The organism is Pseudomonas sp. NPDC089554 (assembly GCF_050280645.1).
Classification (GTDB): Bacteria; Pseudomonadota; Gammaproteobacteria; order Pseudomonadales; family Pseudomonadaceae; genus Aquipseudomonas.
The window spans coordinates 1-21,945 of the sequence record NZ_JBNNVR010000089.1; the positions used below are offsets into that span (position 1 = coordinate 1).

A 21,945-nucleotide genomic window follows, 5' to 3' on the forward strand; every position below is an offset into this window, starting at 1 on the left:
ACGCATCCAATGGCCTCGTCGGCGTGTAGACTGGCGCCCTTTCGGGCGGCACGCGCTGCCACTATCCATCGAAGGAACCGGCGGTCACCCCACTGGTGACCATCGACAAGTTCGCCTGCCTGTACATGGCGCTGATCCTGGTGGCCACCCTGGCCTGCGTGACCCTGGCCCATGCCTACCTCGGCGAAGGCTCCAAGGGCTACCCGGGCAACCGTGAAGAGCTGTACCTGCTGCTGCTGATGTCCGCCCTGGGTGGCCTGGTGCTGGTCAGCGCCAACCACCTGGCTGGCCTGTTCATTGGTCTGGAGCTGCTGTCGGTACCGGTATACGGCCTGGTGGCGTACGCGTTCTTCAACAAGCGATCGCTGGAAGCCGGCATCAAGTACATGGTGCTGTCGGCCGCCGGTTCCGCCTTCCTGCTGTTTGGCATGGCGCTGCTGTACGCCGACGCTGGCAGCCTGAGCTTCGACCTGATCGGCAAGGCCCTGGCCAGCACCAACCTGCCAAGCCTGCTGGCGCAACTGGGCCTGGGCATGATGCTGGTAGGCCTGGCCTTCAAGCTGTCGCTGGTGCCTTTCCACCTGTGGACCCCGGACGTCTACGAGGGCGCCCCGGCACCGGTCGCCGCGTTCCTGGCCACGGCCAGCAAGGTGGCGGTGTTCGCGGTAGTCGTTCGCCTGTTCATGCTCTCCCCTGCTGCCAGCAGCGGCGTGCTGAGCACCATCCTGGCGGTGATCGCGGTAGCGTCCATCCTGGTTGGTAACCTGTTGGCCCTGACCCAAAGCAACCTCAAGCGTCTGCTGGGTTACTCGTCCATCGCCCACTTCGGCTACCTGCTGATCGCCCTGATCGCCAGCAAGGGCCTGGCGATGGAAGCCATGGGTGTGTACCTGGTGACCTACGTCATCACCAGCCTCGGCGCCTTCGGCGTGATCACCCTGATGTCCTCGCCCTACGCCGGCCGCGACGCCGACGCGCTATACGAGTACCGCGGCCTGTTCTGGCGTCGTCCGTACCTGACTGCGGTGCTGACTGTGATGATGCTGTCGCTGGCCGGCATTCCGCTGACAGCCGGCTTCATCGGCAAGTTCTACATCATCGCCACCGGCGTCGAATCGCAACTGTGGTGGCTGGTCGGCGCCCTGGTGATCGGCAGCGCCATCGGTGTGTACTACTACCTGCGGGTCATGGTCACCCTGTACCTGGTCGAGCCGAACCTGCGTCGCCACGACGCCCCGCTGAAGTGGGAACAGCGCACCGGCGGTGTGATGCTCTTGGCAATCGCCATTCTCGCCTTTGTGTTGGGGGTTTATCCGCAACCGCTGCTGGAAATGGTCCAGCAGGCAAGTCTGCAACTCATAGGCTGATAAACCGCAAAATGAAAACACCCCGCTTATGCGGGGTGTTTTTTTATGCGTCCGGAAAATACGTCTATGCAGACTGGGCTCCATTGGCAGACTGTTCCACGTGGCTCAAGCGCCCTGGGTTACGAGCGGCTCGGCGCAATTCATGGTTGGCCACGGGAAGTTGAACCTCAGGATTGGGCATGCCGCTAGGAGAAAGCTCATGAGTCATTTCAAACTCGGCACGTACCGACCAGCCACAGACTTCGTTAACGCATTGCAAGTAGGCAATACGCAGAAAAACATGCTTTCCCTCGCTGGTACGTATACGCATACGACTAATGCAGTGGGGACAAACTAACTTGTAACTACTCATGAAAACCTCCCTGGAACACAACCGGTACGCCTGAACTCAGCTCCCGCGGTACGGCAATGACAAGTGAATAGGTATCTCTACATTTTAATTTAGGTTTTTTCATCTCTTTCATAGTGTTTTACCATTAAAAGCAAACCTAATCTCCGCCAAAAATTATTCATTATGAGTAACATAATATCGGAAACGTTTAAAGTATTAGTCGACTATGTTCACAATGAATAAAGCCAGCGTTATCGGTGTACTTGCCAGGCTCAAGGCAATTACCAACTCCCGCTCCGACTCCGAACTGGCCAGAACCCTCGGTATCAGTGCCCAGACTCTGAGCAGCTGGAAAGTTCGCGACAGCATTCCCTACCCCATGCTGCTGGAACTTGCTGTGGACAAAGGGCTCTCGCTGGATTGGCTGATCCTCGGCGTAGGTGAGCGTCAGCGCAGCGCCCCACCCGATACCTCAGCAACAACCGAGCCTTGGGAGGCGAACCTGCTCGAACAACTGCGTACACTTGCGCCCACCGACATACAGGCTATTTGCTCATACGCCCACGACAAGCTGCGCTTGCAGCAGCTACAGCACCAGCTGGACGAGTTGAAATCGTCCCGGAGCAAGCACTAACGGCCTTTACGCCATTTCTCGAGCAGATCCTGGAGTTGCACGTGGTCCAGCCAGAGCATCACCTTGAGGCTGATCGGTATGACCACCACCGAGGCGACGAAGGCTGCTTCCCCCGAAGACAGAAAGGGAGCCAACGCCAGTATCAATGGGGCAAACAGGTAGCCCACCCCGACGCAAAGCGTCAACGCATACAACCTTTGCCAGCGCGTGAACTTGAGCGGTCTGGAGGAATGCTCTACAAGCGGGGCCTTGAGATGTCTTCGCGAGTTGTAGGCCAGGCAGGCCCCCAGCAGCGCGCCGAAGAGTATTTCGCTATCGATCTTCTCGGTAGACGGTGTTGGCCACTCCATCTTCGACAAACGAAGCAGCAGCGCATCCATTGCCTCAGTCATGACTATCTCCCTTAGGGCCAAACGGGTCGCTTGCAGCTACCTCTCTCACGTGCGAGACCAAGGCACGTCGGGTGCCGGCCTCGACCATACGCAGGAAGCAAACAGACAGCGCTAGCCCATGGGCATGGCCGCTCACGTCACTCAGCCGTTGGTAACCACGCGAGCGCAGGGCTCGACGCCAGTTGGCAAACTCGCTCATGGCGATGGCGACGGCCGACTGGGCAGCCAGCGCCAGCTGGGTTTCACTGATTTCTTCGGGTAACGCAAGGCGTTCGCGCAACAGCGCGAGGTCGATTCTCGGCCAGAATGGGTCGTGACAGGCGAGGTAACGTCGCTCAGGCTCACAATGAACACTCAGCTCGGGATCATCGGCGCAATCCATGGCAATCGCTCCTCATACATCTTTCAGCAGGCCGTAACGTATCGCCTTGATGACCGCACCCACCCGAGTGTTGACCGCCAGCTTGCGCAGCAGGTTGCCGATATGGAAGTTGACCGTGGACTCCTTGCAGCCAAGAATCTGGCCAATTTCCCAAGATGTCTTGCCGTAGGCGCACCAGAGCAATACCTGGCGCTCCCTAGGGGTGAGGTGGATGGACTCTTCGTTGTCGTACTCGGCCTTAGAGGGGATCACGCAATTCATAATTTTTTTCTCCGCGTTTTCAGGGCCAGCCCCTGCGGTGGCTCCTGCTTTAGGCCTCCACCATACGAACGGGAAATGCAGTCACTCCACCGATGCACTTTGTAGAGTGAGCGCCTACAAGTTACGTCGCACTTTTACCCCCTCTGTCGCGTAGATGATCAACGTGCTTTGAGCGACATTTCACGCGTCTGACCAGCACTGCTGTCATCCATTTCGCACGGAGTCACCCAATGCGCCTCGTTTCACCCCTCCCCTCAGCCCTCGGGCTGCTCGTCGGCGTGGCCAATTGCACGGCCCTGGCGAGCGCCCCCGTGGAGCTCGGCCAGGTCATGATCGAAGGTCAACGCCAGGACGATCTGGACGCCGCCGCGCAGCAATTGCGCGAGATACCGGGCGCCAGCAACCTGGTGGACATGCAGCGGGTTGGCCAGGGGCGCGTGGCCACGAATCAGGATGTGCTGGCCTACCAATCCGGGGTGTTCGCCCAATCGGCAGGCAACGACGGCATCAAGCTGTCGATTCGTGGCTCGGGCATCAACCGTGCGCCAGGCGCTCACGGCTCAGGGGTCTACACGATGTTCGACGGCCTGCCATTGACCGGCCCGGGCGGCACGCCCTATGAACTGTTCGAGCCGCTGTGGCTGAGCCGCGCCGAGGTGCTGCGCGGTGCCAACGGTTTCGACCGCGGCGCCCTGGCCCTGGGCGGTGCGGTCAACTACGTGACCCACACCGGGCATGATGCCGCGCCCCTGCAACTGCGCTACGAAATCGGCAGCCGCGGCTACCAGCGCCGGCACATCAGCTCTGGCCAGGTGCTGGGCGACCTTGATTACTACGTGGCCCTGACCGATTCCGAATACGACGGCTACCAGGCCCACAGCAGCGGTAGCGCCAAGGGCGTCGCCGCCAACGTCGGTTACCGCTTCAACGCCAACCTCGAGACGCGCTTCTACCTGCGCTACCGCGAGACCGAGAACGAGCTGGCCGGGCGCCTGACCAAGGCGCAGATCAAGCACCACCCACGTGCCGCCAACCCCGCCTACCTGGCGCGCGACGACAGCCGCCCGCAACCCGGCAGCACCTGGGTCGGCAACAAGACCACCTTCTACCTCGACGATGATTCGCGCCTGGAGGCCGGGCTGGTCTACCACGACTACCCGATGGACCTGCGCGAAGGCCCGATGCGCCTGAAGGTGGCCTACACCGACGTCAGCGCCACGCTCAACTACCTGCGCCGCGACACCCTGCTGGGGCATGCGAGCAACACCACCGTCGGCTGGCGCAGCACCAAGCACCTGCCCAACAGCGGCGCCTCGCAGTTCGCCCGCGACCGCGACGTGATCGGCGCACGCACCCGCGACTTCAGCTATCAGGGCTCGGACAACGTGCTGCACGCCAGCAATGAGCTGGAACTGGTGCCCGACCTGTGGCTGACCACGGGCCTGGCGATGATCTACACCCGCCGCGAAAGCGACGTCACCTACCCTGCCAGCGGCGGCAAGGTCAGCCAGCACGACTGGGACTACGCGCCACACCTGGGCCTGCGCTATGACTTGAGCCCTGCGTTGCAAGTCTACGGCAACCTCAGCCGCTCGGTCGAACCACCGCACCCGTGGTCGCTGCTGTGGAGCTCGACCCAGGCCACCCAGCCGATCGAAATGCAGAATCAGACCGCCACCACCCTGGAGCTGGGTGCCCGCGGCGATTCGGCCTTGGGCCGCTGGGACCTGGCCTGGTACTACGCACAGGTTCGCCACGAGCTACTGGCGGTGGAAATCGTACCGGGCGCCCTGCCCAAGGAATTCAACGCCAGCGCCACCGTGCACCAAGGCGTCGAGGCCGCGCTGGACAGCACCCTGTGGGAGCGCCCCGGCAGTGGCCGCCTGAGCCTGCGCCAGGCCTATACCTTCAGCGACTTCCACTACCGCGACGATGAGCGTTTCGACGACAACCGCCTGCCCGGCATTCCCATGCACTACTACCAGGCCGAGCTGCGCTACGACTGGCCGAGCGGGTTCTACGCCGGGGTCAACACGCAGATGGCCTCCAAGGTGCAGGTCGACTACGCCAACAGCTACCACGCCAACGCCTACACCTTGCTCGGCGCGCGCGTGGGTTGGGACTCGCCGAAACAGGACTGGCAGACCTGGCTGGACCTGCGCAACCTCACCAACAAGCGCTACGCGGCCACGGTGACACCCGGCTACGACGATGCCGGGCAAGACATCGCACGCTCCACGCCAGGCGAAGGATTCGGGGTGTATACCGGGGTTTCCTACAGCTTGCACTAAGGCTTGCCCCGCGATGAAGCCACCGCCGATGTCAGGACGGTAACTGCACCTGCGGCTTGGTCTCGGTAAAGATCGTCCAGCTGGACACGAACAGCGCTGCAATCAAAGGCCCGATCACGAACCCGTTGAGACCGAACACCGCCAGCCCGCCCAAGGTCGAGATCAGGATCAGGTAGTCGGGCATGCGCGTGTCCTTGCCCACCAGGATCGGCCGCAGCAGGTTGTCCACCAGGCCTATCACCAGCACGCCGAAGGCGGTCAGCACCACGCCCTGCCAGATCGCCCCGGTCAACAGGAAGTAGGCTGCCACCGGCGCCCAGACGATACCTGCCCCCACGGCGGGAAGCAGCGACAGGAACGCCATCAGCACCGCCCACACCACCACGCTGGGAATGCCCAGCACCCAGAAGATCAACCCGCCCAGCGCGCCCTGGGTAATCGCCACCAGCAGGTTGCCCTTGACCGTGGCGCGTACCACCCGGCTGAACTTCAGTTGCAGGCGGCGCTTCTGCTGCTCTGGCAGCGGCACCGCCTGGCGCACCTTGCGCGCCAGCTCCGCGCCCTCACGCAGGAAGAAGAAAAGCAGGTACAGCATGATGCCGAAGCTCACCAGGAACTCGAACGTGCCCTGGCCGAAGCTGAAGGCCTGGGTGGCCAGGAACTGGCTGCCCTGGGTCGCCCACTCGGTGATTTTCTCGCGCAGGCCATCGAGGTTGCCCATGCCCAGGTTGTCCAGCCAGCGCTGGGCGAAAGCCGGGAGCATGTCCTTGCCCAGCTCGATGTAGCCGGCGATGTCCAGCTGGCCGCTTTCGATACGCTGGTAGAGCAAGGCGCCCTCCTGCACCAGCAGGATACTGATGACGATCACCGGCAGCACCGCGATCAACAGGCAAGTCGCCAGTGTCACGCCCGCCGCCAGGTTGCGTCGACGGTCGAAGCGCAGCACCAGGCGACGCTGCATCGGGGCGAACAGAATGGCGAGGATCACCGCCCAGAAAATGGCGCCGTAGTACGGCAGCAGAATCCATACGAAGGCGATGCTTACCAGGGCCAGCAGCACCGCCAGGGCTTTGTTCTGCAATGCGTCTTGATTCATGAAAATTCCTCGGGAGCTCAAGCTATTAGTGCACGGCGCCTAGGCAAAAGTGCCGCGCCTACGTTGACCTGGCTCAACACCACGCGTACGCCCTGGCCGTAGCATGCGCAGCTTTTGCCCTCGGTGCCCCCATGACCTCCCCCGCCAAGCCCGAACTGCTGGCCCCCGCCGGCAGCCTCAAGACCCTGCGCTACGCCTTCGCCTACGGCGCCGACGCGGTCTACGCCGGCCAGCCTCGCTACAGCCTGCGGGTGCGCAACAACGAATTCGACCACGCCAACCTGGCCCTGGGCATCCAGCAGGCCCATGCCTTGGGCAAGCGTTTCTACGTGGTGGTCAACATCGCGCCGCACAACGCCAAGCTGAAGACCTTCCTCAAGGACCTGGCCCCGGTGGTAGAGATGGGCCCGGATGCGCTGATCATGTCCGACCCCGGCCTGATCATGCTGGTGCGCCAGCACTTCCCGCAGATGCCCATCCACCTGTCGGTGCAAGCCAATACGGTCAACTGGGCCAGCGTTGCATTCTGGCAAGGGTTGGGGCTGAGCCGGGTGATCCTGTCCCGTGAGCTGTCGCTGGAGGAAATCGAGGAAATCCGCCAGCAGGTGCCCGACATGGAGCTCGAGGTGTTCGTCCACGGCGCCCTGTGCATGGCCTATTCCGGGCGTTGCCTGTTGTCGGGCTACCTCAACAAGCGCGATGCCAACCAGGGCAGTTGCACCAATGCCTGCCGCTGGAAGTACCAGGCCACCCCCGCCACCCAGGACGCCACGGGCGATATCGTGCGCGAAGTGGACCCCACCCTGGGCCTCGGCGCCCCCACCGAGCAGCTGTTCCTGCTCCAGGAAGCCAGCCGCCCGGACGAAGACCTGCCAGCCTTCGAGGACGAGCACGGCACCTACATCATGAATGCCAAGGACCTGCGCGCCATCCAGCATGTCGAGCGGCTGAGCGCCATGGGCGTGCATTCGCTGAAGATCGAAGGGCGCACCAAGTCGCACTTCTATTGCGCCCGCGCCGTGCAGTCCTACCGCCAGGCCATCGACGATGCCGCGGCCGGGCGGCCCTTCGACCGCAACCTGATGGGTAACCTTGAGTCCCTCGCCCAGCGCGGCTACACCGAGGGCTTCCTGCGCCGCCACGTGCATGACGAATACCAGAACTACCAGCGCGGCAATTCGCTGTCCGAGCGCCAGCAGTTCGTTGGCGAGCTGACCGGCGTGCGTGTCGAGGGCCTGGCTGAGGTCAAGGTGAAGAACCGTTTCGCGATCGGCGACCATCTGGAGCTGATGACGCCACGGGGCAACTACCACTTCGACCTGAACCGCCTGTGCGACCGGCAGTTGCACGACATCGAGGTGGCACCGGGGGATGGGCACACGGCCTACCTGCCGATTCCGGAGCAGGTGAACCTGGAGTTCGGCCTGCTGATGCGCGACCTGACGCATCTGTAATCTTCGCCTCAGGTGGCTGACAGGCGAATAAATGGAACATCGCTGGCAGAACCGGCCCCACCCCAGGGCCGGCATGCAGAGGCCTTTTCATGTTCCCATCCCCCTCTCGCCGCAGCTTCGTCAAGGGCCTGGGCGCCGCCAGCGCGCTGGCCGGGCTCGGCCTGTGGCGCCCATTGGCCAGCGCCAGCGAGGGCCACCGCCCCGGCCAGGTCCTGCAAGGCCAGGACTTCGAACTGTACGTTGGCCAGACGCCCGTCAACATCACTGGCCGCCCGCGCACCGCGCTAACCGTCAATGGCAGCCTGCCCGGCCCAGTGCTGCGCTGGCGCGAAGGCGACAGCGTGACCTTGCGCGTACGCAACCGCCTGGATGAGCCCACCTCGATCCACTGGCACGGCATCATCCTGCCCGCCAACATGGATGGCGTGCCCGGCCTGAGCTTCGCCGGCATCGCCCCAGGCGGCGACTACCTCTACCACTTCACCCTGCGCCAGAGCGGCACCTACTGGTACCACAGCCACTCCGGCCTGCAGGAGCAAGCCGGGGTATACGGGGCGATCGTCATCGAGCCGCGCGAGCCCGAGCCGCACACCTACCAGCGCGACCACGTGCTGCTGTTCAGCGACTGGAGCGACCAGGCGCCGCAGGCACTGCTGGCGACCCTGAAGAAGCAGTCCGATGCCTTCAACCTGCACAAGCGCACCCTTGGCGACTTCATCGCCGATGTTGCCGACAAGGGCTGGAGCAACACCCTCGACGATCGCCTGGCCTGGGCGCAGATGCGCATGACCCCCACCGACCTCGCCGATATCAGCGCCGCCACCTACACCTACCTGCTCAACGGCCAGCCACCGGACGGCAACTTCACTTGCCTGTTCCGCCTCGGCGAGACCGTGCGCTTGCGCTTGATCAACGCCTCGGCGATGACCTACTTCGACTTCCGCATTCCGGGCCTGAAACTGACCGTGATCGCCGCCGATGGCCTGCCGGTGGTGCCGGTGACGGTAGATGAGCTACGTATCGCCGTGGCCGAAACCTTCGATGTGCTGGTGACGGTGGGCGACCAACCGGCCTACACCCTGTTCGCTCAGAGCATGGACCGCAGTGGCTACGCCCGTGGCACTCTGGCCCAGGCGCCCGGCTTGCAGGCTCCGGTACCGACGCCCGACCCACGCCCCCAGCTGAGCATGGACGACATGGGCCATGGCAGCCTGTCGACAATGGCCGGCATGGATCACGGCAGCATGAACCACGCGGCCATGCAGGGCATGAGCCACGCCAGCATGCCTTCGATGCAAGCCCACCCTGATACGGAAGCCAACAACCCACTGGTGGACATGCAGGCCATGGCACCACGCCCCAACCTCGCCGACCCCGGCATCGGCCTTCGCAACAATGGCCGCCGCGTGCTGACTTATGCCGACCTGCGCAGCCGCTTCGAGGACCCGGATGGCCGCGAGCCGACGCGGGATATCGAACTGCACCTGACCGGGCACATGGAGCGCTTCGCCTGGTCGTTCGACGGCGTCAAGTTCAGCGACGCCCAGCCCCTGCGCCTGACCTACGGCGAGCGGGTACGCATCACACTGGTCAACGACACCATGATGACCCATCCCATCCACCTGCATGGCCTGTGGAGTGACCTGGAAGACGAGCAAGGGCGCTTCATGGTGCGCAAGCACACAGTCGACATGCCGCCCGGCAGCCGCCGCAGCTATCGCGTCAGCGCCGATGCCCTGGGCCGCTGGGCCTACCACTGCCACCTGCTCTACCACATGGAGACCGGCATGTTCCGCGAGGTACGGGTCGATGAATAAGCGCGATCATCACTGGGTACTGGCCAGTGCAACCTTGCTGGTGTCGTTGGCCAGCGAAACAGCCCACGCTGCGAACGATGCGGCAAGCCAACCGCGCACTCCACTGCCGGCGATCACCGACGCCGACCGCCGCGCCGCCTTACCACCCCTGCCCGGCCACCAGGTACACGACCAGGCGCTCAACTGGGCGGTGGTGATCGACCAGCTGGAATCCCAGCACTTCGAGGGCAGCAGTGCGCTGAACTGGAACGCCAACGCCTGGGTCGGCGGCGACATCGACCGTTTGTGGCTGCGCAGCGAAGGCGAGCGCGAGCAGGGCAAGACCCACAAGGCCGAGTTGCAGGCACTGTGGGGCCACGCCATAAACCCCTGGTGGGAGCTGGTCGCGGGTCTGCGCCAGGACTTCAAACCCGCCAGCGGGCAAACCTGGGCCGCCTTCGGCATCCAGGGCATGCCGCTCTACGGCCTGGAGCTGGAGGCCACGACCTATATAGGCGAGCGTCAACAGACGGCGCTGCGCCTGGAGGCCAGTTACGCTATCCTGCTGACCAATCGCTGGATACTCGAGCCCACCGTTGAAGCCAACGTCTTCGGGCGCAACGATGCGGGCCGCGAACAAGGTGCAGGGTTGGCCGACAGCGAAGCCGGGCTACGCCTGCGCTATGAAATTACCCGGAGCTTCGCGCCCTATATCGGCGTCAGCTTCAACCGGCTGCATGGCCGACGTGCCGAGCAGGCGCGCGACGAGGATGAAGACCTTGGCCAGACCCGCGTGGTCGCCGGTATCCGCCTGCGTTTCTAGAGGAATCAACATGCTACGCAAACACCTGATCGCCCTGGGCCTGCTGGCCTTCACAGGCCTCGCCCAGGCGAGCGATATCATCGATGTCTACCGCGACCCCAACTGCGGCTGCTGCAAACAGTGGATCAGCCACCTGCGCGACAACGGCTTCACCGTCAACGACCACGTCGAGCCGAACATGAGCGCAGTGAAGGAGCGCCTGGGCGTGGCCCCGCGCCTGGCCTCGTGCCACACCGGCGTGATCGGCGGCAAGTTCGTCGAAGGCCACGTACCTGCCGAGCAAGTGCGCCTGCTGGCCAAGCGCAGCGACCTCAAGGGCATCGCGGTACCGGGCATGCCCATCGGCTCACCCGGCATGGAAATGGGCGACCGCAAGGATGCCTACGAGGTCATCGGCCTCACCCACGAAGGCCAGGACGAAGTGGTGGCACGCTACTGACGCCCCACCTTGGGGCGCTACGGCGCCCCGAGGTAGAGCCCTTGCAGCGCTCTCACACCGAGTAACACCTTTCAGCATCCGTACGGTCCACTGACTGCTACAGTCGCCAATTCCTACATGGACCTACACGGAGTACCCCAATGCTGCGTACCACCGCCCTGGCCCTCGCCTGCCTCGTCGGCGGCTCGGCCATCGCTGCCGAAGCGCCCACTTATGGCAAACAGCTCGAAGGCTTCGACTACCCGCACCCGCTCAAGCACTTCGATTTCCAATCCCAGGGCCAGGCCCTGCAAATGGGCTACATGGACGTACCCGCCAAAGGCAAGGCCAACGGTCGTAGCGTGGTGCTGATGCACGGCAAGAATTTCTGCGCCGCCACCTGGGAGACCACCATCGATGCCCTGAGCCAGGCCGGCTACCGGGTCATCGCCCCGGACCAGGTCGGTTTCTGCACCTCCAGCAAACCCGCGTATTACCAGTACAGCTTCCAGCAGCTGGCGCACAACACCCATGCCCTGCTCGAGCACCTGGGCGTGAAGCAGGCCAACGTGCTGGGCCACTCCACCGGCGGCATGCTCGCCACCCGCTACGCGCTGATGTACCCGCAGCAGGTCGAACGCCTGGCGATGGTCAACCCCATCGGCCTGGAAGACTGGAAAGCCATGGGCGTGCCCTACCGCAGCGTCGACCAGTGGTATCAGCGCGAGCTCAAGCTCGATGCCGAAGGCGTGCGCAACTATGAGCGCAACACCTACTACGCCGGGCGCTGGAAGCCTGAGTACGAGCGCTGGGTAGAGATGCTGGTGGGCTTGAACAAAGGCCCGGGACACGAGGTGGTGGCGTGGAACTCGGCACTGATCTACGACATGATCTTCACCCAGCCGGTGGTCTACGAATTCAAGGACCTGAAGATGCCGACGCTGCTGCTGATCGGCGACCTGGACACCACCGCGATCGGCAGCGACATCGCCTCGCCCGAGGTCAAGGCGCGCATGGGCAAGTACAAGGAGCTGGGGCCACAGGCGACCAAGATGATTCCCAAGGGTGAGCTGGTGACCTTCGAAGGCCTGGGGCACGCCCCACAAATCGAGGAGCCCGAGCGCTTCCACAAGGCTTTGGTCGACTGGATGGCGCGCTAGGTCCTCAAGGCTGCTCCTACGCCCGCCCCCATACCTGCTCCTCGCTCCAGCCCAGCTCGGCGAAATCATCCGCCCGCAGCTGGGCCTCCTCCTCACAGAAAAACTCATCCAGCTGCGGCGGGCGCACCGACGTGTCGCCGAGCATCGCATGCACCTGGCCACGGTGGTGCACCTGGTGCTCGAACAGATGCGCCAGCAAGCGCAGGCGTTGTTCACGCTGCAGCCGCTCGGGCCGCACGATACTCACGTAGCGCGCCAGCTGGTCGTCGCGCAGTTGCCGGCAGTAGGCGATCAGTCGCTGGTCGGCCTGGGCCTGCTGGGCCTGTAAATCGGCGCAAGTGGCGAAGGGTTGCTCGGGCTGGAAGAAGCGCTCGCCGTCCGGGTCCGGCGCCTCGCCTCGCTGCTCGCACTCCAGGGCGTGCAGGTAGAACCAGTCCACCGTCAGCAGGTGATTGAGGGTGGCCTTGATCGACGGGAAGAAGCTGCAACGGGGTGCGACGAACTCATCCTGGGTCAGTTGCAGGCAGGCCTTGTACACGCGGTGATTGGCCCAGCCATTGTTGTAGGCCTGGGTCAGCAGATGATGCGACAACGGCTCCATGGTCGGCTCCTTCAAGCGAAACGTTGAAGTTGCATCTCCCGCAGCCGGCTCAGGGTCCGCCGGAACGGGAACGCCAGATACCCTTGAGTGTAGAGCGCTTCGAGCGCGACCTCGGCTTCCAGGTACAACGGCACCCGCCGGTCGTAGCATTCGTCGACCAGGGCGATGAAACGTCGCGCGCTGTCATCCTTGGGCGACAGCGTCGGCAGCTCGCGGTCGCCCGCCTCGACACGCGTGGCGCCGTCTTCGGTGCCCCGGGCAATGCGCCCGGCCTGCTGCGTGCCGCCCAGGGCAGGCACGCCACTGACCAGTATCGCCGGGAAGCGATCGCACAAGGCCATGAACTCGGCAGCGGCCAGCGGTTGCTCGCACAGGTCAGCGAACCGGCACCAGATTACCTGCGCACTGCGCCGCACCACCTGAACCTGGCGCGAGCCCAGCTGCAATGGCTCGTCACTGCCCGGCTCATCCGGGCTCAGCGCTTGGAAAACCGGCACGAGCGCGCAGGGTTGCCCAGGCTCGGCTACCCAGTAGCGCTGTCGTCCGGCCCCCGGGTGAAGACGATGATCCTGCTCACCCGCCACCGATATCACTCGCATGTGCCGCTCGATGGCGGCAATGGCCGGAAGGAAGCGGTCGCGGTTGAAGCCGTCGTGGTACAGCTGGCTGGGGGGTTGGTTGGACGTAGCGACGATCACCACGCCCTGGTCGAACAGCACTTGGAACAGCCTCCCGAGGATGATCGCATCGCCGATATCGTTGACGAACAGCTCGTCGAAACACAGCACGCGGATCTGCCCCGCCAGCTCGCGGGCCAGGGCCTGGAGCGGGTCGGCGGTGCCGTTCAGCCGGAACAGGCGCTGGTGGACCCAGGCCATGAAGTGGTGAAAATGCTGGCGCCTGGCAGGTACGCCAAGGCAACGGTGGAATTGGTCCATCAGCCAGGTCTTGCCCCGACCTACCGGGCCCCAGAGGTATACCCCCTGGCCCGGTTGGCCTGCTTGCAAGGCTTCGAAGCAGGCCTGCAATGCAGCGGTGGCCTGGGCTTGCGCGGGGTCTGGAGCGAAACCGTGCTGCTCCAGTGCTTGGCGGTACAGCGTCTGGGGGTCGAGGGACATGGCTGAAGGTCTGGGCCAAAAGGCCATCGTACACCATGGCCCTCTGCGCGCAGCTAACCGCTTTAGCCCTCGCTCAAGCCCACCTTCAGCAGCGCCCCGTCCGTGGCATCGGTCAACACGTACAGGTAGCCATCCGGGCCTACCCGCACATCACGAATGCGCGCACCGAGGTCGCCCAGCAGGCGCTCTTCGTGGACGATCTTGTCGCCATCGAGCTGCAGGCGGATCAGCTCTTGGCTGGACAGCGCGCCGATAAACAGGTTGTGGTCCCAGGCCTTGAACGTCGGGCTGTCGTAGAAGGCCATGCCGCTGATGGCTGGAGATTTTTCCCAGACATGGTGCGGATCGACCATGCCATCGACATGCTTGCCCTTGGCTTCGGGGATTGGCAGCAGCGAATAGTTGATGCCGTGGGTCGCGATCGGCCAGCCATAGTTCTTGCCAGGCTCTGGAATGTTGATCTCGTCCCCGCCACGCGGCCCGTGCTCGTGGGTCCACAGCTTGCCGGTCCAAGGGTTGAGCGCCGCGCCCTGCTGGTTGCGATGGCCGAACGACCAGATTTCCGGACGCACGTTGTCGCGCCCTACGAACGGGTTGTCCTTGGGCACTTCACCGTCGGGCAGGATGCGTACGATCTTGCCTTGCAGCTTGTCCAGGTCCTGCGAGGTCGGCCGCTGGTTGTTCTCACCCAGGGCGATGAACAGGAAGCCATCGCGGTCGAACACCAGCCGCGAGCCGAAGTGGTTGCCATCAGACAGTTTCGGCATCTGGCGGAAGATCACGTTGAAGTTCTCAAGCCGCGCCATGTCCTGGGACAACTGCCCGCGACCGACCGCCGTGCCGGCCTTGCCATCGTTGCCTTCCTCGGCGAACGACAGGTAGACGGTGCGGTCCTTGGCGAACTCCGGCGACAACACGACATCCAGCAAACCGCCCTGGCCCTTGGCCCATACCTTGGGCACGCCCGACAGCGGCGGCCCGACCTTTCCGTCGGCAGTCACCACCCGCAGGTTGCCCGAACGCTCGGTCACCAGCATGTCCTTGCCTCCTGGCAGGAACGCCAAGGCCCACGGGTTGCGCAGGCCATCGGCGAGGGTGCTGACGGTCAATTGGCCTTCTTCGCTGGGCAGTTGCTGCTCTTGCGCGGCCTGTGCCAACAACGGGAATAGCGCGGCAGCGGCCAGGGTGGTCAACCAGGTAGGTGAGGTCATGCGGGCTTCCTTCCAAAGGGCTCAGGGCGCGCGTTGCGAATCGCGCGGTGGGCGGGTGGGTTCCAGGTTCGGTGTTTGCTGCTGGCGGCGCAGGTTCTCACCATTGCCGATACCACGGTTTTCCAGGGTGGGTGGGCGTGGGTTCGGCTGCGTCGAGGGGCCGCGTACCGGCGGCGTGGCCGGAACACTGCCCTGGCGGCTATTGGGGTTGGCGCGCTGGATGGGGCTGTTGTAGGGGTTGTTGTTGCTGGCGGCGAGCAACGGCTGGGGCGGTGCCGCCTGCACGGGCAGGCAAGGCAGCAGGCCGAGGGCCAGGATTGGCAGAATCGGTTTCATCGCTATCTCCGGTACGAAAAGTCGCGCCCAAGCGTTGGATAGCCTAAGGCGCGACAGGTTCGCGGAAAAAGCCCGAAAGCCGATGGAGTTGATTCCTGATGTTACGGCAAGCCTTGCACGGGGTTGCCGACTGCGTCAGGCCGTCCTGTCCACCTTGTGGCGCGCTGCGTACAGGCACAGCATCTCCATCGCCAGGGTCGCACCGGCCAGGGCGGTGATGTCGGCGTGGTCGTAGGCCGGTGCAACCTCCACCAGGTCCATGCCCACCAGGTTGATGCCGCGCAAGCCACCCAGGATCTCCAGCGCCTGCACCGTGCTCAGGCCGCCGCACACCGGGGTGCCGGTGCCGGGGGCGTAGGCTGGGTCCAGGCAGTCGATGTCGAAGGTCAGGTACACCGGGCGATCGCCCACGCGCTGGCGAATCGCTGCGATCACCGCCTCGGTGCCCTGCCGGTGCACCTGGCGGGCATCGACGATGGCGAAGCCCTGGCTGTCGTCATTGGTGGTACGCAGGCCGATCTGCACGGAGCTGGCCGGGTCCACCAGGCCTTCGCGGGCGGCGTGCCAGAACATGGTGCCGTGGTCGATGCGTTTGCCCTCCTCGTCTGGCCAGGTGTCGCTGTGCGCGTCGAAGTGAACCAGCGCTAGCGAGCCATGGCGGCGGGCATGGGCCTTGAGCAATGGGTAGCTGATGAAATGGTCGCCGCCCAGGGTGAGCATGGCGCAGCCAGCGTCGAGGATACGCGTGGCGTGGGCTTCGATGCTGTCGGGGACTGACTCGGGCGTACCGCTGTCGAAGGCGCAATCGCCATAGTCGATCACCGCCAGGTGGTCGAACGGGTCAAATGTCCAGGGCCAATGGCGCGCCCAGGCCTGCTGCACGGAGGCGGCGCGAATCGCCCGCGGGCCGAAGCGGGCGCCGGGGCGGTTGCTGGTGGCAGTGTCGAACGGCACGCCGCTGACGACCACATCGACACCGCGCAGGTCGCGGCTGTAGCGGCGTCGCGAGAAGCTGGTGATGCCGGCGTAGGTGCTTTCCGCGGCGGTGCCGTAGAGGCTGTCGCGGGTCATGGCCTGGTCATTGTTCAGGGCTTGTTCCACGGTGTTGCTCCTGGTTCGGGAGGGGTGTCACTGGCGGCTGCGGAAGGCGGTCCACAGGCGGTTGCGCTGGCGCAGGTCAGAAAGCGCCATGCTGCGGTCGGCGTACAGGCGCTGGCGTACCTCGGTCGGAGGGTAGATATCCGGGTCGTTGCGCACGCTGTCGTCCACCAACGCCGTGGCGGCCTGGTTGGCGTTGGCGAAGAACAGCGTATTGGTGAGCTCGGCCACCGACTCGGGGCGCAGCATGAACGCGATGAAGGCCCGGGCGGCTTCGGGGTTCGGCGCCCCCTTGGGGATGACCAGGTTGTCCTGCCAGACCAGCGTGCCCTCACGCGGAATGCGGTAGATCAGCTCGAACGGCTTGCCGGCATTGCGGGCCTGGTCGGCAGCCATGGCGGCATCGCCGTTGTAGGTCAGGGCCAGGCATACGCTGCCATTGGCAAGGTCGTTGATCTGCCGGCCATTGGCGACGTAGCTGATCGAGGGCTGTAACCCCCGCAACAGCGCCTGAGCCGCGTCGAGGTCGGCCTTCTGTTGGCTGTAGGGGTCCTTGCCCAGGTAGTGCAGGGCCAGGCCGATCACCTCCTGGGGCGAGTCGGGCATGGCGATGCCGCAGTCCTTTAGGCGGCTGGCGTATTCGGGCTTGAACAGCAGGTCGAGGCTGTCCAAAGGCACATCGCCCAGGCGCTGGCGCACCGCTTCCACATTCACCCCCAGGCCCAGGGTGCCCCAGGTGTAGGGCACTGCGTAGCGGTTACCAGGGTCGGTCTCGGCGAGCTTGGCCAGCAGGTCCTTGTCGAGGTTGGCATAGCCGGGCATCGCTTGCGGGTCGAGTGGCTGCAAGGCATCGGCCTTGAGTGCCCGGGCCAGCACGGTGGAGGACGGCACCACCACGTCATAGCCACTGCGGCCGGTAAGCAGCTTGGTCTCCAGCACCTCGGTGGTGTCGAAGGTGTCGTAGCGCACCTTGTAGCCGGTTTCCTTCTCGAAGCGTGCGAGGGTTTGCGGGGCGATGTAGTCGGCCCAGCTGTAGAGGTTGACGACTTTTTCCTCGGCTTGCAGGGGCAAGGCCAGGACCAGGCTGAGCAGGCACAACGATCGACGCATGGCGGGCACCTCGGCAAATGGGTGGATGCCACGAGCATGCCAGGCGGGTTACATTGCAAAAATGGCAACTGTGTAAAGCTGACATTCACCAGGAGCAATGTGATGCTCGGACAACTTCACGACCCAGACCTGCACCTGCTGCGGCTGTTCGTCACTGTAGTCGAGGCCGGCGGCTTCAGCGCCGCCCAGGGCGTACTGGGGCTGAGCCAACCCAGCATCAGCCAGCAGATGGCCCGCCTGGAAACGCGCCTGGGTTATCGCTTGTGCAGCCGGGGCAAACGCGGGTTTGCCCTTACCGAGAAAGGCGAGTTGCTGCTCAAGGCCGCACGCGAGCTGTTGTTGCAGATCGAGCAATTTCGTCAGCAGGCCAACGGGGTGGCCGGGCGCCTGCTGGGCAAGGTGCGCATCGGCATGGCGGAAAACCAGGACAGCAGCGTGACCCTGCGCTTGTCAGAAACCATCGCGCGTTTTCGCCAACGTGAGGAAGCAGTTCAACTGGAGCTGACCTGCGCGCCACCGGCAGAGCTGGAGCGCCTGCTGCTGGAGCAGCGCCTGGACCTGGCCATCAGCTATTTCTCTGGCAACCAGGCGGCGTTCGACTACCAGGTGCTGTTCGAGGAACGCCAACGCTTGTATTGCGGCGTGCATCACCCGCTGTTCGAGGCCTCGGGTATCACTGCCGAACAGTTGCTGGAAGCCGACCAGGTGCGCCACCCTTATCGCTTCCTCAAACAGGGGGAGCCGTTCCAGAGCCGCCGCAGCTCGGCGCAGGCCGAGCAGATCGACAGCGCCCTGACCTTCATTCTGTCGGGGCGGCATATCGGCTACCTGCCCTGCCATTGCGCTCAGGGTTGGCAGATGCAAGGGCTGCTGCGGGCACTGGACCCCACGCTGGATTTCCTGGTGCCGTTCACCCTCGCACAGCACCGTGGCCAAGTACCCAGCGAGGCGCAGCAGGCCTTTGTGCAAGACCTGTTGGCGCAGTTCGTACCACCCGGCCAGCACTGACAAGCGCCTACGCATTTGCCACACTCAAAGGCCGCTTGCTGACCAAGGCCCTGCCATGACCGCCCGCACCCTGCGCCTGTGCTTCATCCTGCTACTGGCCACAGGCCTGAATGCCTGCGCCCTGTTCCAGCCGCGCGACCCGTTGAACATCAGCGTGATCGGCATCGAGCCGCTGCCCGGCCAGGAACTGGAGCTGCGCATGGCGGTGAAGATCCGCGTGCAGAACCCCAACGAAAGCGCCGTGGACTTCAACGGCATCGCCCTGAACCTGGAGGTCAACGACCAGCCGTTGGCCGCTGGCGTCAGCGACCAGCGTGGGCATATTGGGCGTTATGACGAGGAAGTGATCGTGGTGCCGGTGAGCATCACAGCGTTTGCCTTCCTGCGTCAGGCCTATGGCCTCAGCCGCTTGGAAACGCTGCAAGGACTGCCCTATGTACTGCGTGGCAAGTTGGCGGGCGGGCCCTTTGGGACGGTGCGTTTCACCGACAAGGGCACCCTCGACCTGCCCCAGGCGGGCGCCTCGGGCTGGTAGCCGGGGGAGGCTTTAGCGGTTGGCGTTGGCGGCGGCCATCATCTTGTTGACTTCGCTGCGCACCATGCTGGCGTACTCGGGGGGCGACATGGCGTCCAGCTCGGCACGCACCCACTCGGCCCACTTGCCCTTGCGTCGCGATTTCTCGGCGATCAGCCGACCGGCCTCGCCCTTGGCCTTGCCCAGGTTGTTCTGCCAGAGCTCGAACAAACGCGACTTCTCCCCTTCGATCTGCGCACGCTCGGCGAAATCTCGGTTGGCCAAGTTGAAACTCATGGGGGTCATTCCTGCCGCTGTAAAAAGATCGCTATCTTACACTGTAGCGCCAAGCCTTCGGTACGCCGCTGCAACTTTCACGGCACGCTGGCATCCACTGTACAAGTCAATCCACCTACGAGGACGTGTTCATGGCCAGGAAATCCGCCACGCTTGTCGACAGCGATCAAATCAAGGACCAGGTATTCAGCGAGCTGCAAGCCTTGATCGAGGAGTCGGAAAAACTCCTGGAGGACAGCGCGTCATTGGTCGGCGAAGAAGCCGACACCCTGCGCGCCCAGTTGGGCCTGAAACTGCGCCAGGCACGCCAGGCCACCGGCAGGCTCGGCGCCAAGGCGCAACCTGTTGTGCAGGCGACAGAGCAATACATCGGCGGGCACCCCTGGCAGACCGTGGCGCTGTCCGCAGGCCTGGGGCTTGTCGTGGGCCTTCTGCTGGGTCGCCGCCCGTAAGGGGCTGCGGTACTCGATGGCTCAGGCCGCCTGGGCCATCGGGATCCCACTGTGGAAACGCATTTCCATATCCGGTGAGCAGATAAGCTCTGCCTCCACCTCGCGCACTTTCTCTACCACCCGGGCGATATCGGCCTCGTCACCGTACTGGTGGGCCAGCTTCAGGTAACCCTGAAAGTGCCGCGCTTCACTGTTGAGCAGGCCGTGATAGAAAGCGCCGAGTTCCTCGTCCAAGTGCGGGACCAACGCGGCGAAGCGTTCGCAACTGCGTGCCTCGATGAACGCCCCGACCACCAAGGTATCGACCAGTTTGACTGGCTCATGGGCACGTACCACTCGCCGCAGGCCCGAGGCATAGCGCCCTGCGGAAACCGGCCGCAGCGGCACGCCACGACGCTTCATCAGGCGCAGCACTTGCTCGTGGTGCACCAGTTCTTCCCGGGCCAGGCGCGACATCATGTTGATCAGGTCGAGATGGGTGTTGTACTTGGCGATCAGGCTGAGTGCGGTGCTGGCAGCCTTGAACTCACAATTCTTGTGATCGATCAGCAGGGTTTCCTGGTCGGCGAGTGCCGCTTCGATCCAGGCGTCAGGGGTGCGACAGCCGAGGAAGGCGTCGACTTCGGGAATCAGGGACATAACTCTAGGCTACACAGGGCAACGGCAGGATCGCCGATTATACCGGCGGCGGTGCCGATCACCAGTGACTATGCTTGATGCACGTCAAACGGCATCGAGCACGACGCCGACTATAGTCAGGCATTGGTCGCCATTTCCCAGGGAGTTCATGCCCATGCAAGCCGTTCGCAGCATCCTCGTCGTGCTCGACCCCGAACACGCCCACAGCCGCGCCCTGACGCGGGCGAAATTGATCGCCGGGGTAACCGGCGCGCGCCTGCACCTGTTGATGTGCGACAAGAAGCACGACCACGGCGCATTGCTCAGCTTGCTGGGCAGCCAGTTGCATGACGACGGGTATGACAATGTCACCCATGAACAGGCCTGGCACGACAGCTTGCACGAGTCGATCATCAAGGTGCAGCAGGCCGAGGGCTGTGAACTAGTGATCAAGGAGCATCGCCCTGACAGCCCCCTGCGCCGGGCGTTGCTCACCCCAAGCGACTGGAAACTGCTGCGCTCCTGCCCTTGTGCCGTGCTGATGGTCAAAAGCGAGCAGCCCTGGACCGGTGGCGTGATCCTGGCGGCGGTGGATGTCGGCAACCAGGATGAGGATCACCGGCGCCTGCATACCAGCATCATCGACCACGGTTACGCCATTGCCAGCCTGGCCAAGGGCGAGCTGCACGTGATCAGTGCCCACCCCTCCCCCATGCTGTCTGCCAGCGACCCGACCTACCAATTGAGCTCAACCATCGAGCAGCGTTATCGCGAAGCGTGCAAGGCCTTCCAGGCAGAGTTCGACATTGCCGATGAGCGCCTGCATATCGCCGAAGGGCCGGCGGACGTGCTGATCCCCTATACCGAGAAGCAGTACGGTGCGGCGGTTACCATCATTGGTACCGTGGCACGCACGGGCATTTCCGGCGCCTTGATTGGCAATACCTCGGAGGTGGTTCTCGACGCACTGGAGAACGATGTGCTGGTGCTCAAGAGCGAGGAGGCGGCAGCGCACCTGGTCGAGTTGGCACGTCAGTGACTTGAATCTTCGGGGCTGGAAAAGACAAAATCCCTACCTGCTTGCGCAGATAGGGGTTTTGCGAAATGAATCTTGACGATGACCTACTCTCACATGGGGAAACCCCACACTACCATCGGCGATGCATCGTTTCACTGC

24 protein-coding genes and 1 pseudogene are annotated in these 21,945 nt (G+C 63.9%); 12 read left to right on the top strand and 13 right to left on the bottom strand.

Annotation, left to right across the window (positions count from 1 at the left end; translation table 11 throughout):
• Positions 1-83: 83 nt before the first annotated feature.
• Positions 84-1,367, top strand: a pseudogene (gene nuoN / locus ACQKPE_RS21265) (NADH-quinone oxidoreductase subunit NuoN); the annotation flags it as partial.
• Between the two features lie 64 nt (positions 1,368-1,431).
• Here nuoN and ACQKPE_RS21270 read toward each other — a convergent pair.
• The gene (locus tag ACQKPE_RS21270) at positions 1,432-1,719 is read right to left on the bottom strand and encodes an ogr/Delta-like zinc finger family protein (RefSeq protein ID WP_427668652.1); all 288 of its coding nucleotides are present in this window, start codon (positions 1,717-1,719) and stop codon (positions 1,432-1,434) included.
• A gap of 214 nt (positions 1,720-1,933) precedes the next feature.
• Here ACQKPE_RS21270 and ACQKPE_RS21275 point away from each other — a divergent pair, with 214 nt between their 5' ends.
• Complete coding sequence (locus ACQKPE_RS21275) at positions 1,934-2,332, top strand: helix-turn-helix domain-containing protein (protein ID WP_427668654.1); 399 nt, start codon at positions 1,934-1,936, stop codon at positions 2,330-2,332.
• On the opposite strand, the gene ACQKPE_RS21280 is transcribed toward ACQKPE_RS21275, so the two are convergent.
• Genes ACQKPE_RS21280 through ACQKPE_RS21290 form a run of 3 tightly spaced genes read right to left on the bottom strand, consistent with a single transcriptional unit; the run spans position 2,329 to position 3,367 of the window.
• Positions 2,329-2,724 (bottom strand): putative holin, encoded by a 396-nt coding sequence (locus tag ACQKPE_RS21280; RefSeq protein ID WP_427668656.1) that lies wholly within the window; start codon positions 2,722-2,724, stop codon positions 2,329-2,331. The genes ACQKPE_RS21275 and ACQKPE_RS21280 overlap by 4 nt on opposite strands.
• On the bottom strand, positions 2,717-3,106 hold the full coding sequence (locus tag ACQKPE_RS21285) for a head completion/stabilization protein (RefSeq protein ID WP_427668658.1): 390 nt from the start codon (positions 3,104-3,106) through the stop codon (positions 2,717-2,719). Before ACQKPE_RS21285 ends, ACQKPE_RS21280 begins: the two co-directional genes overlap by 8 nt.
• A gap of 12 nt (positions 3,107-3,118) precedes the next feature.
• On the bottom strand, positions 3,119-3,367 hold the full coding sequence (locus ACQKPE_RS21290) for a helix-turn-helix transcriptional regulator (protein WP_427668660.1): 249 nt from the start codon (positions 3,365-3,367) through the stop codon (positions 3,119-3,121).
• 230 nt (positions 3,368-3,597) lie between these two features.
• Here ACQKPE_RS21290 and ACQKPE_RS21295 point away from each other — a divergent pair, with 230 nt between their 5' ends.
• Complete coding sequence (locus tag ACQKPE_RS21295) at positions 3,598-5,658, top strand: TonB-dependent receptor family protein (RefSeq protein WP_427668661.1); 2,061 nt, start codon at positions 3,598-3,600, stop codon at positions 5,656-5,658.
• Between the two features lie 31 nt (positions 5,659-5,689).
• Here ACQKPE_RS21295 and ACQKPE_RS21300 read toward each other — a convergent pair whose 3' ends face one another.
• Positions 5,690-6,754, bottom strand: a complete 1,065-nt coding sequence (locus tag ACQKPE_RS21300; protein WP_427668663.1) for an AI-2E family transporter — start codon at positions 6,752-6,754, stop codon at positions 5,690-5,692.
• A 131-nt stretch (positions 6,755-6,885) separates the two neighbouring features.
• On the opposite strand from ACQKPE_RS21300, the gene yegQ reads away from it, so the two are divergent.
• From yegQ to ACQKPE_RS21325, 5 genes are all read left to right on the top strand, one after another.
• Positions 6,886-8,208, top strand: a complete 1,323-nt coding sequence (gene yegQ / locus ACQKPE_RS21305) for a tRNA 5-hydroxyuridine modification protein YegQ (protein WP_427668664.1) — start codon at positions 6,886-6,888, stop codon at positions 8,206-8,208.
• A gap of 89 nt (positions 8,209-8,297) precedes the next feature.
• The gene (locus ACQKPE_RS21310) at positions 8,298-10,025 is read left to right on the top strand and encodes a copper resistance system multicopper oxidase (protein ID WP_427668666.1); all 1,728 of its coding nucleotides are present in this window, start codon (positions 8,298-8,300) and stop codon (positions 10,023-10,025) included.
• Positions 10,018-10,827, top strand: coding sequence for a copper resistance protein B (locus ACQKPE_RS21315; RefSeq protein ID WP_427668668.1), 810 nt, complete (start codon positions 10,018-10,020; stop codon positions 10,825-10,827). The genes ACQKPE_RS21310 and ACQKPE_RS21315 overlap by 8 nt, the downstream gene beginning before the upstream one ends.
• Before the next feature lie 10 nt (positions 10,828-10,837).
• Complete coding sequence (locus tag ACQKPE_RS21320; RefSeq protein ID WP_427668670.1) at positions 10,838-11,266, top strand: DUF411 domain-containing protein; 429 nt, start codon at positions 10,838-10,840, stop codon at positions 11,264-11,266.
• Between the two features lie 140 nt (positions 11,267-11,406).
• Positions 11,407-12,405, top strand: a complete 999-nt coding sequence (locus tag ACQKPE_RS21325; protein ID WP_427668672.1) for an alpha/beta fold hydrolase — start codon at positions 11,407-11,409, stop codon at positions 12,403-12,405.
• A 16-nt stretch (positions 12,406-12,421) separates the two neighbouring features.
• Here ACQKPE_RS21325 and ACQKPE_RS21330 read toward each other — a convergent pair whose 3' ends face one another.
• From ACQKPE_RS21330 to ACQKPE_RS21355, 6 genes are all read right to left on the bottom strand, one after another.
• Positions 12,422-13,006, bottom strand: coding sequence for a DinB family protein (locus ACQKPE_RS21330; RefSeq protein WP_427668673.1), 585 nt, complete (start codon positions 13,004-13,006; stop codon positions 12,422-12,424).
• An 11-nt stretch (positions 13,007-13,017) separates the two neighbouring features.
• Positions 13,018-14,124 carry a cell division protein ZapE gene (gene zapE / locus ACQKPE_RS21335; protein ID WP_427668675.1) on the bottom strand — a complete coding sequence of 369 codons (1,107 nt, stop codon included), beginning with the start codon at positions 14,122-14,124 and terminating at the stop codon, positions 13,018-13,020.
• Positions 14,125-14,186: 62 nt separating this feature from the next.
• A complete protein-coding gene (locus ACQKPE_RS21340; protein ID WP_427668677.1) occupies positions 14,187-15,335 on the bottom strand; it encodes a PQQ-dependent sugar dehydrogenase in 1,149 nt (382 codons plus the stop codon).
• 21 nt (positions 15,336-15,356) lie between these two features.
• Positions 15,357-15,671 (bottom strand): hypothetical protein, encoded by a 315-nt coding sequence (locus ACQKPE_RS21345; protein WP_427668679.1) that lies wholly within the window; start codon positions 15,669-15,671, stop codon positions 15,357-15,359.
• Positions 15,672-15,806: 135 nt separating this feature from the next.
• Positions 15,807-16,772 (bottom strand): agmatinase, encoded by a 966-nt coding sequence (gene speB / locus ACQKPE_RS21350; RefSeq protein ID WP_427668681.1) that lies wholly within the window; start codon positions 16,770-16,772, stop codon positions 15,807-15,809.
• Between the two features lie 27 nt (positions 16,773-16,799).
• A complete protein-coding gene (locus tag ACQKPE_RS21355; protein ID WP_427668683.1) occupies positions 16,800-17,879 on the bottom strand; it encodes a polyamine ABC transporter substrate-binding protein in 1,080 nt (359 codons plus the stop codon).
• A gap of 102 nt (positions 17,880-17,981) precedes the next feature.
• Between ACQKPE_RS21355 and ACQKPE_RS21360 the strand changes: the two genes are divergently transcribed.
• Both ACQKPE_RS21360 and ACQKPE_RS21365 read left to right on the top strand, forming a co-directional pair.
• Entirely contained in the window at positions 17,982-18,887 is a 906-nt protein-coding gene (locus ACQKPE_RS21360) for a LysR family transcriptional regulator (RefSeq protein ID WP_427668685.1), read from the top strand.
• A 55-nt stretch (positions 18,888-18,942) separates the two neighbouring features.
• A complete protein-coding gene (locus ACQKPE_RS21365; RefSeq protein ID WP_427668687.1) occupies positions 18,943-19,422 on the top strand; it encodes an LEA type 2 family protein in 480 nt (159 codons plus the stop codon).
• A 12-nt stretch (positions 19,423-19,434) separates the two neighbouring features.
• Here ACQKPE_RS21365 and ACQKPE_RS21370 read toward each other — a convergent pair whose 3' ends face one another.
• Complete coding sequence (locus ACQKPE_RS21370) at positions 19,435-19,698, bottom strand: hypothetical protein (RefSeq protein WP_427668688.1); 264 nt, start codon at positions 19,696-19,698, stop codon at positions 19,435-19,437.
• A gap of 131 nt (positions 19,699-19,829) precedes the next feature.
• Here ACQKPE_RS21370 and ACQKPE_RS21375 point away from each other — a divergent pair, with 131 nt between their 5' ends.
• Positions 19,830-20,150: a DUF883 family protein gene (locus tag ACQKPE_RS21375; RefSeq protein ID WP_427668690.1), complete on the top strand. Its 321-nt coding sequence runs from the start codon at positions 19,830-19,832 to the stop codon at positions 20,148-20,150.
• A 21-nt stretch (positions 20,151-20,171) separates the two neighbouring features.
• Here ACQKPE_RS21375 and ACQKPE_RS21380 read toward each other — a convergent pair whose 3' ends face one another.
• Entirely contained in the window at positions 20,172-20,789 is a 618-nt protein-coding gene (locus ACQKPE_RS21380; protein ID WP_427668692.1) for a tRNA-(ms[2]io[6]A)-hydroxylase, read from the bottom strand.
• Between the two features lie 154 nt (positions 20,790-20,943).
• On the opposite strand from ACQKPE_RS21380, the gene ACQKPE_RS21385 reads away from it, so the two are divergent.
• Positions 20,944-21,807, top strand: coding sequence for a universal stress protein (locus tag ACQKPE_RS21385; RefSeq protein WP_427668693.1), 864 nt, complete (start codon positions 20,944-20,946; stop codon positions 21,805-21,807).
• The last annotated feature ends 138 nt before the right edge of the window (positions 21,808-21,945 follow it).

What these genes read in the sequence shown, in the direction of transcription:
- ACQKPE_RS21370 (WP_427668688.1), bottom strand. Translation starts at nt 19,698, where the DNA reads ATGAGTTTCAACTTGGCCAACCGAGATTTCGCCGAGCGTGCGCAGATC.
- ACQKPE_RS21365 (WP_427668687.1), top strand. Translation starts at nt 18,943, where the DNA reads ATGACCGCCCGCACCCTGCGCCTGTGCTTCATCCTGCTACTGGCCACA.
- ACQKPE_RS21285 (WP_427668658.1), bottom strand. Translation starts at nt 3,106, where the DNA reads ATGGATTGCGCCGATGATCCCGAGCTGAGTGTTCATTGTGAGCCTGAG.
- ACQKPE_RS21385 (WP_427668693.1), top strand. Translation starts at nt 20,944, where the DNA reads ATGCAAGCCGTTCGCAGCATCCTCGTCGTGCTCGACCCCGAACACGCC.
- ACQKPE_RS21315 (WP_427668668.1), top strand. Translation starts at nt 10,018, where the DNA reads ATGAATAAGCGCGATCATCACTGGGTACTGGCCAGTGCAACCTTGCTG.
- ACQKPE_RS21330 (WP_427668673.1), bottom strand. Translation starts at nt 13,006, where the DNA reads ATGGAGCCGTTGTCGCATCATCTGCTGACCCAGGCCTACAACAATGGC.
- ACQKPE_RS21300 (WP_427668663.1), bottom strand. Translation starts at nt 6,754, where the DNA reads ATGAATCAAGACGCATTGCAGAACAAAGCCCTGGCGGTGCTGCTGGCC.
- yegQ (WP_427668664.1), top strand. Translation starts at nt 6,886, where the DNA reads ATGACCTCCCCCGCCAAGCCCGAACTGCTGGCCCCCGCCGGCAGCCTC.
- ACQKPE_RS21295 (WP_427668661.1), top strand. Translation starts at nt 3,598, where the DNA reads ATGCGCCTCGTTTCACCCCTCCCCTCAGCCCTCGGGCTGCTCGTCGGC.
- ACQKPE_RS21360 (WP_427668685.1), top strand. Translation starts at nt 17,982, where the DNA reads ATGCTCGGACAACTTCACGACCCAGACCTGCACCTGCTGCGGCTGTTC.
- ACQKPE_RS21270 (WP_427668652.1), bottom strand. Translation starts at nt 1,719, where the DNA reads ATGAGTAGTTACAAGTTAGTTTGTCCCCACTGCATTAGTCGTATGCGT.
- ACQKPE_RS21355 (WP_427668683.1), bottom strand. Translation starts at nt 17,879, where the DNA reads ATGCGTCGATCGTTGTGCCTGCTCAGCCTGGTCCTGGCCTTGCCCCTG.
- ACQKPE_RS21325 (WP_427668672.1), top strand. Translation starts at nt 11,407, where the DNA reads ATGCTGCGTACCACCGCCCTGGCCCTCGCCTGCCTCGTCGGCGGCTCG.
- ACQKPE_RS21280 (WP_427668656.1), bottom strand. Translation starts at nt 2,724, where the DNA reads ATGACTGAGGCAATGGATGCGCTGCTGCTTCGTTTGTCGAAGATGGAG.
- ACQKPE_RS21290 (WP_427668660.1), bottom strand. Translation starts at nt 3,367, where the DNA reads ATGAATTGCGTGATCCCCTCTAAGGCCGAGTACGACAACGAAGAGTCC.
- ACQKPE_RS21310 (WP_427668666.1), top strand. Translation starts at nt 8,298, where the DNA reads ATGTTCCCATCCCCCTCTCGCCGCAGCTTCGTCAAGGGCCTGGGCGCC.
- ACQKPE_RS21340 (WP_427668677.1), bottom strand. Translation starts at nt 15,335, where the DNA reads ATGACCTCACCTACCTGGTTGACCACCCTGGCCGCTGCCGCGCTATTC.
- zapE (WP_427668675.1), bottom strand. Translation starts at nt 14,124, where the DNA reads ATGTCCCTCGACCCCCAGACGCTGTACCGCCAAGCACTGGAGCAGCAC.
- ACQKPE_RS21275 (WP_427668654.1), top strand. Translation starts at nt 1,934, where the DNA reads ATGAATAAAGCCAGCGTTATCGGTGTACTTGCCAGGCTCAAGGCAATT.
- ACQKPE_RS21345 (WP_427668679.1), bottom strand. Translation starts at nt 15,671, where the DNA reads ATGAAACCGATTCTGCCAATCCTGGCCCTCGGCCTGCTGCCTTGCCTG.
- ACQKPE_RS21375 (WP_427668690.1), top strand. Translation starts at nt 19,830, where the DNA reads ATGGCCAGGAAATCCGCCACGCTTGTCGACAGCGATCAAATCAAGGAC.
- ACQKPE_RS21380 (WP_427668692.1), bottom strand. Translation starts at nt 20,789, where the DNA reads ATGTCCCTGATTCCCGAAGTCGACGCCTTCCTCGGCTGTCGCACCCCT.
- ACQKPE_RS21320 (WP_427668670.1), top strand. Translation starts at nt 10,838, where the DNA reads ATGCTACGCAAACACCTGATCGCCCTGGGCCTGCTGGCCTTCACAGGC.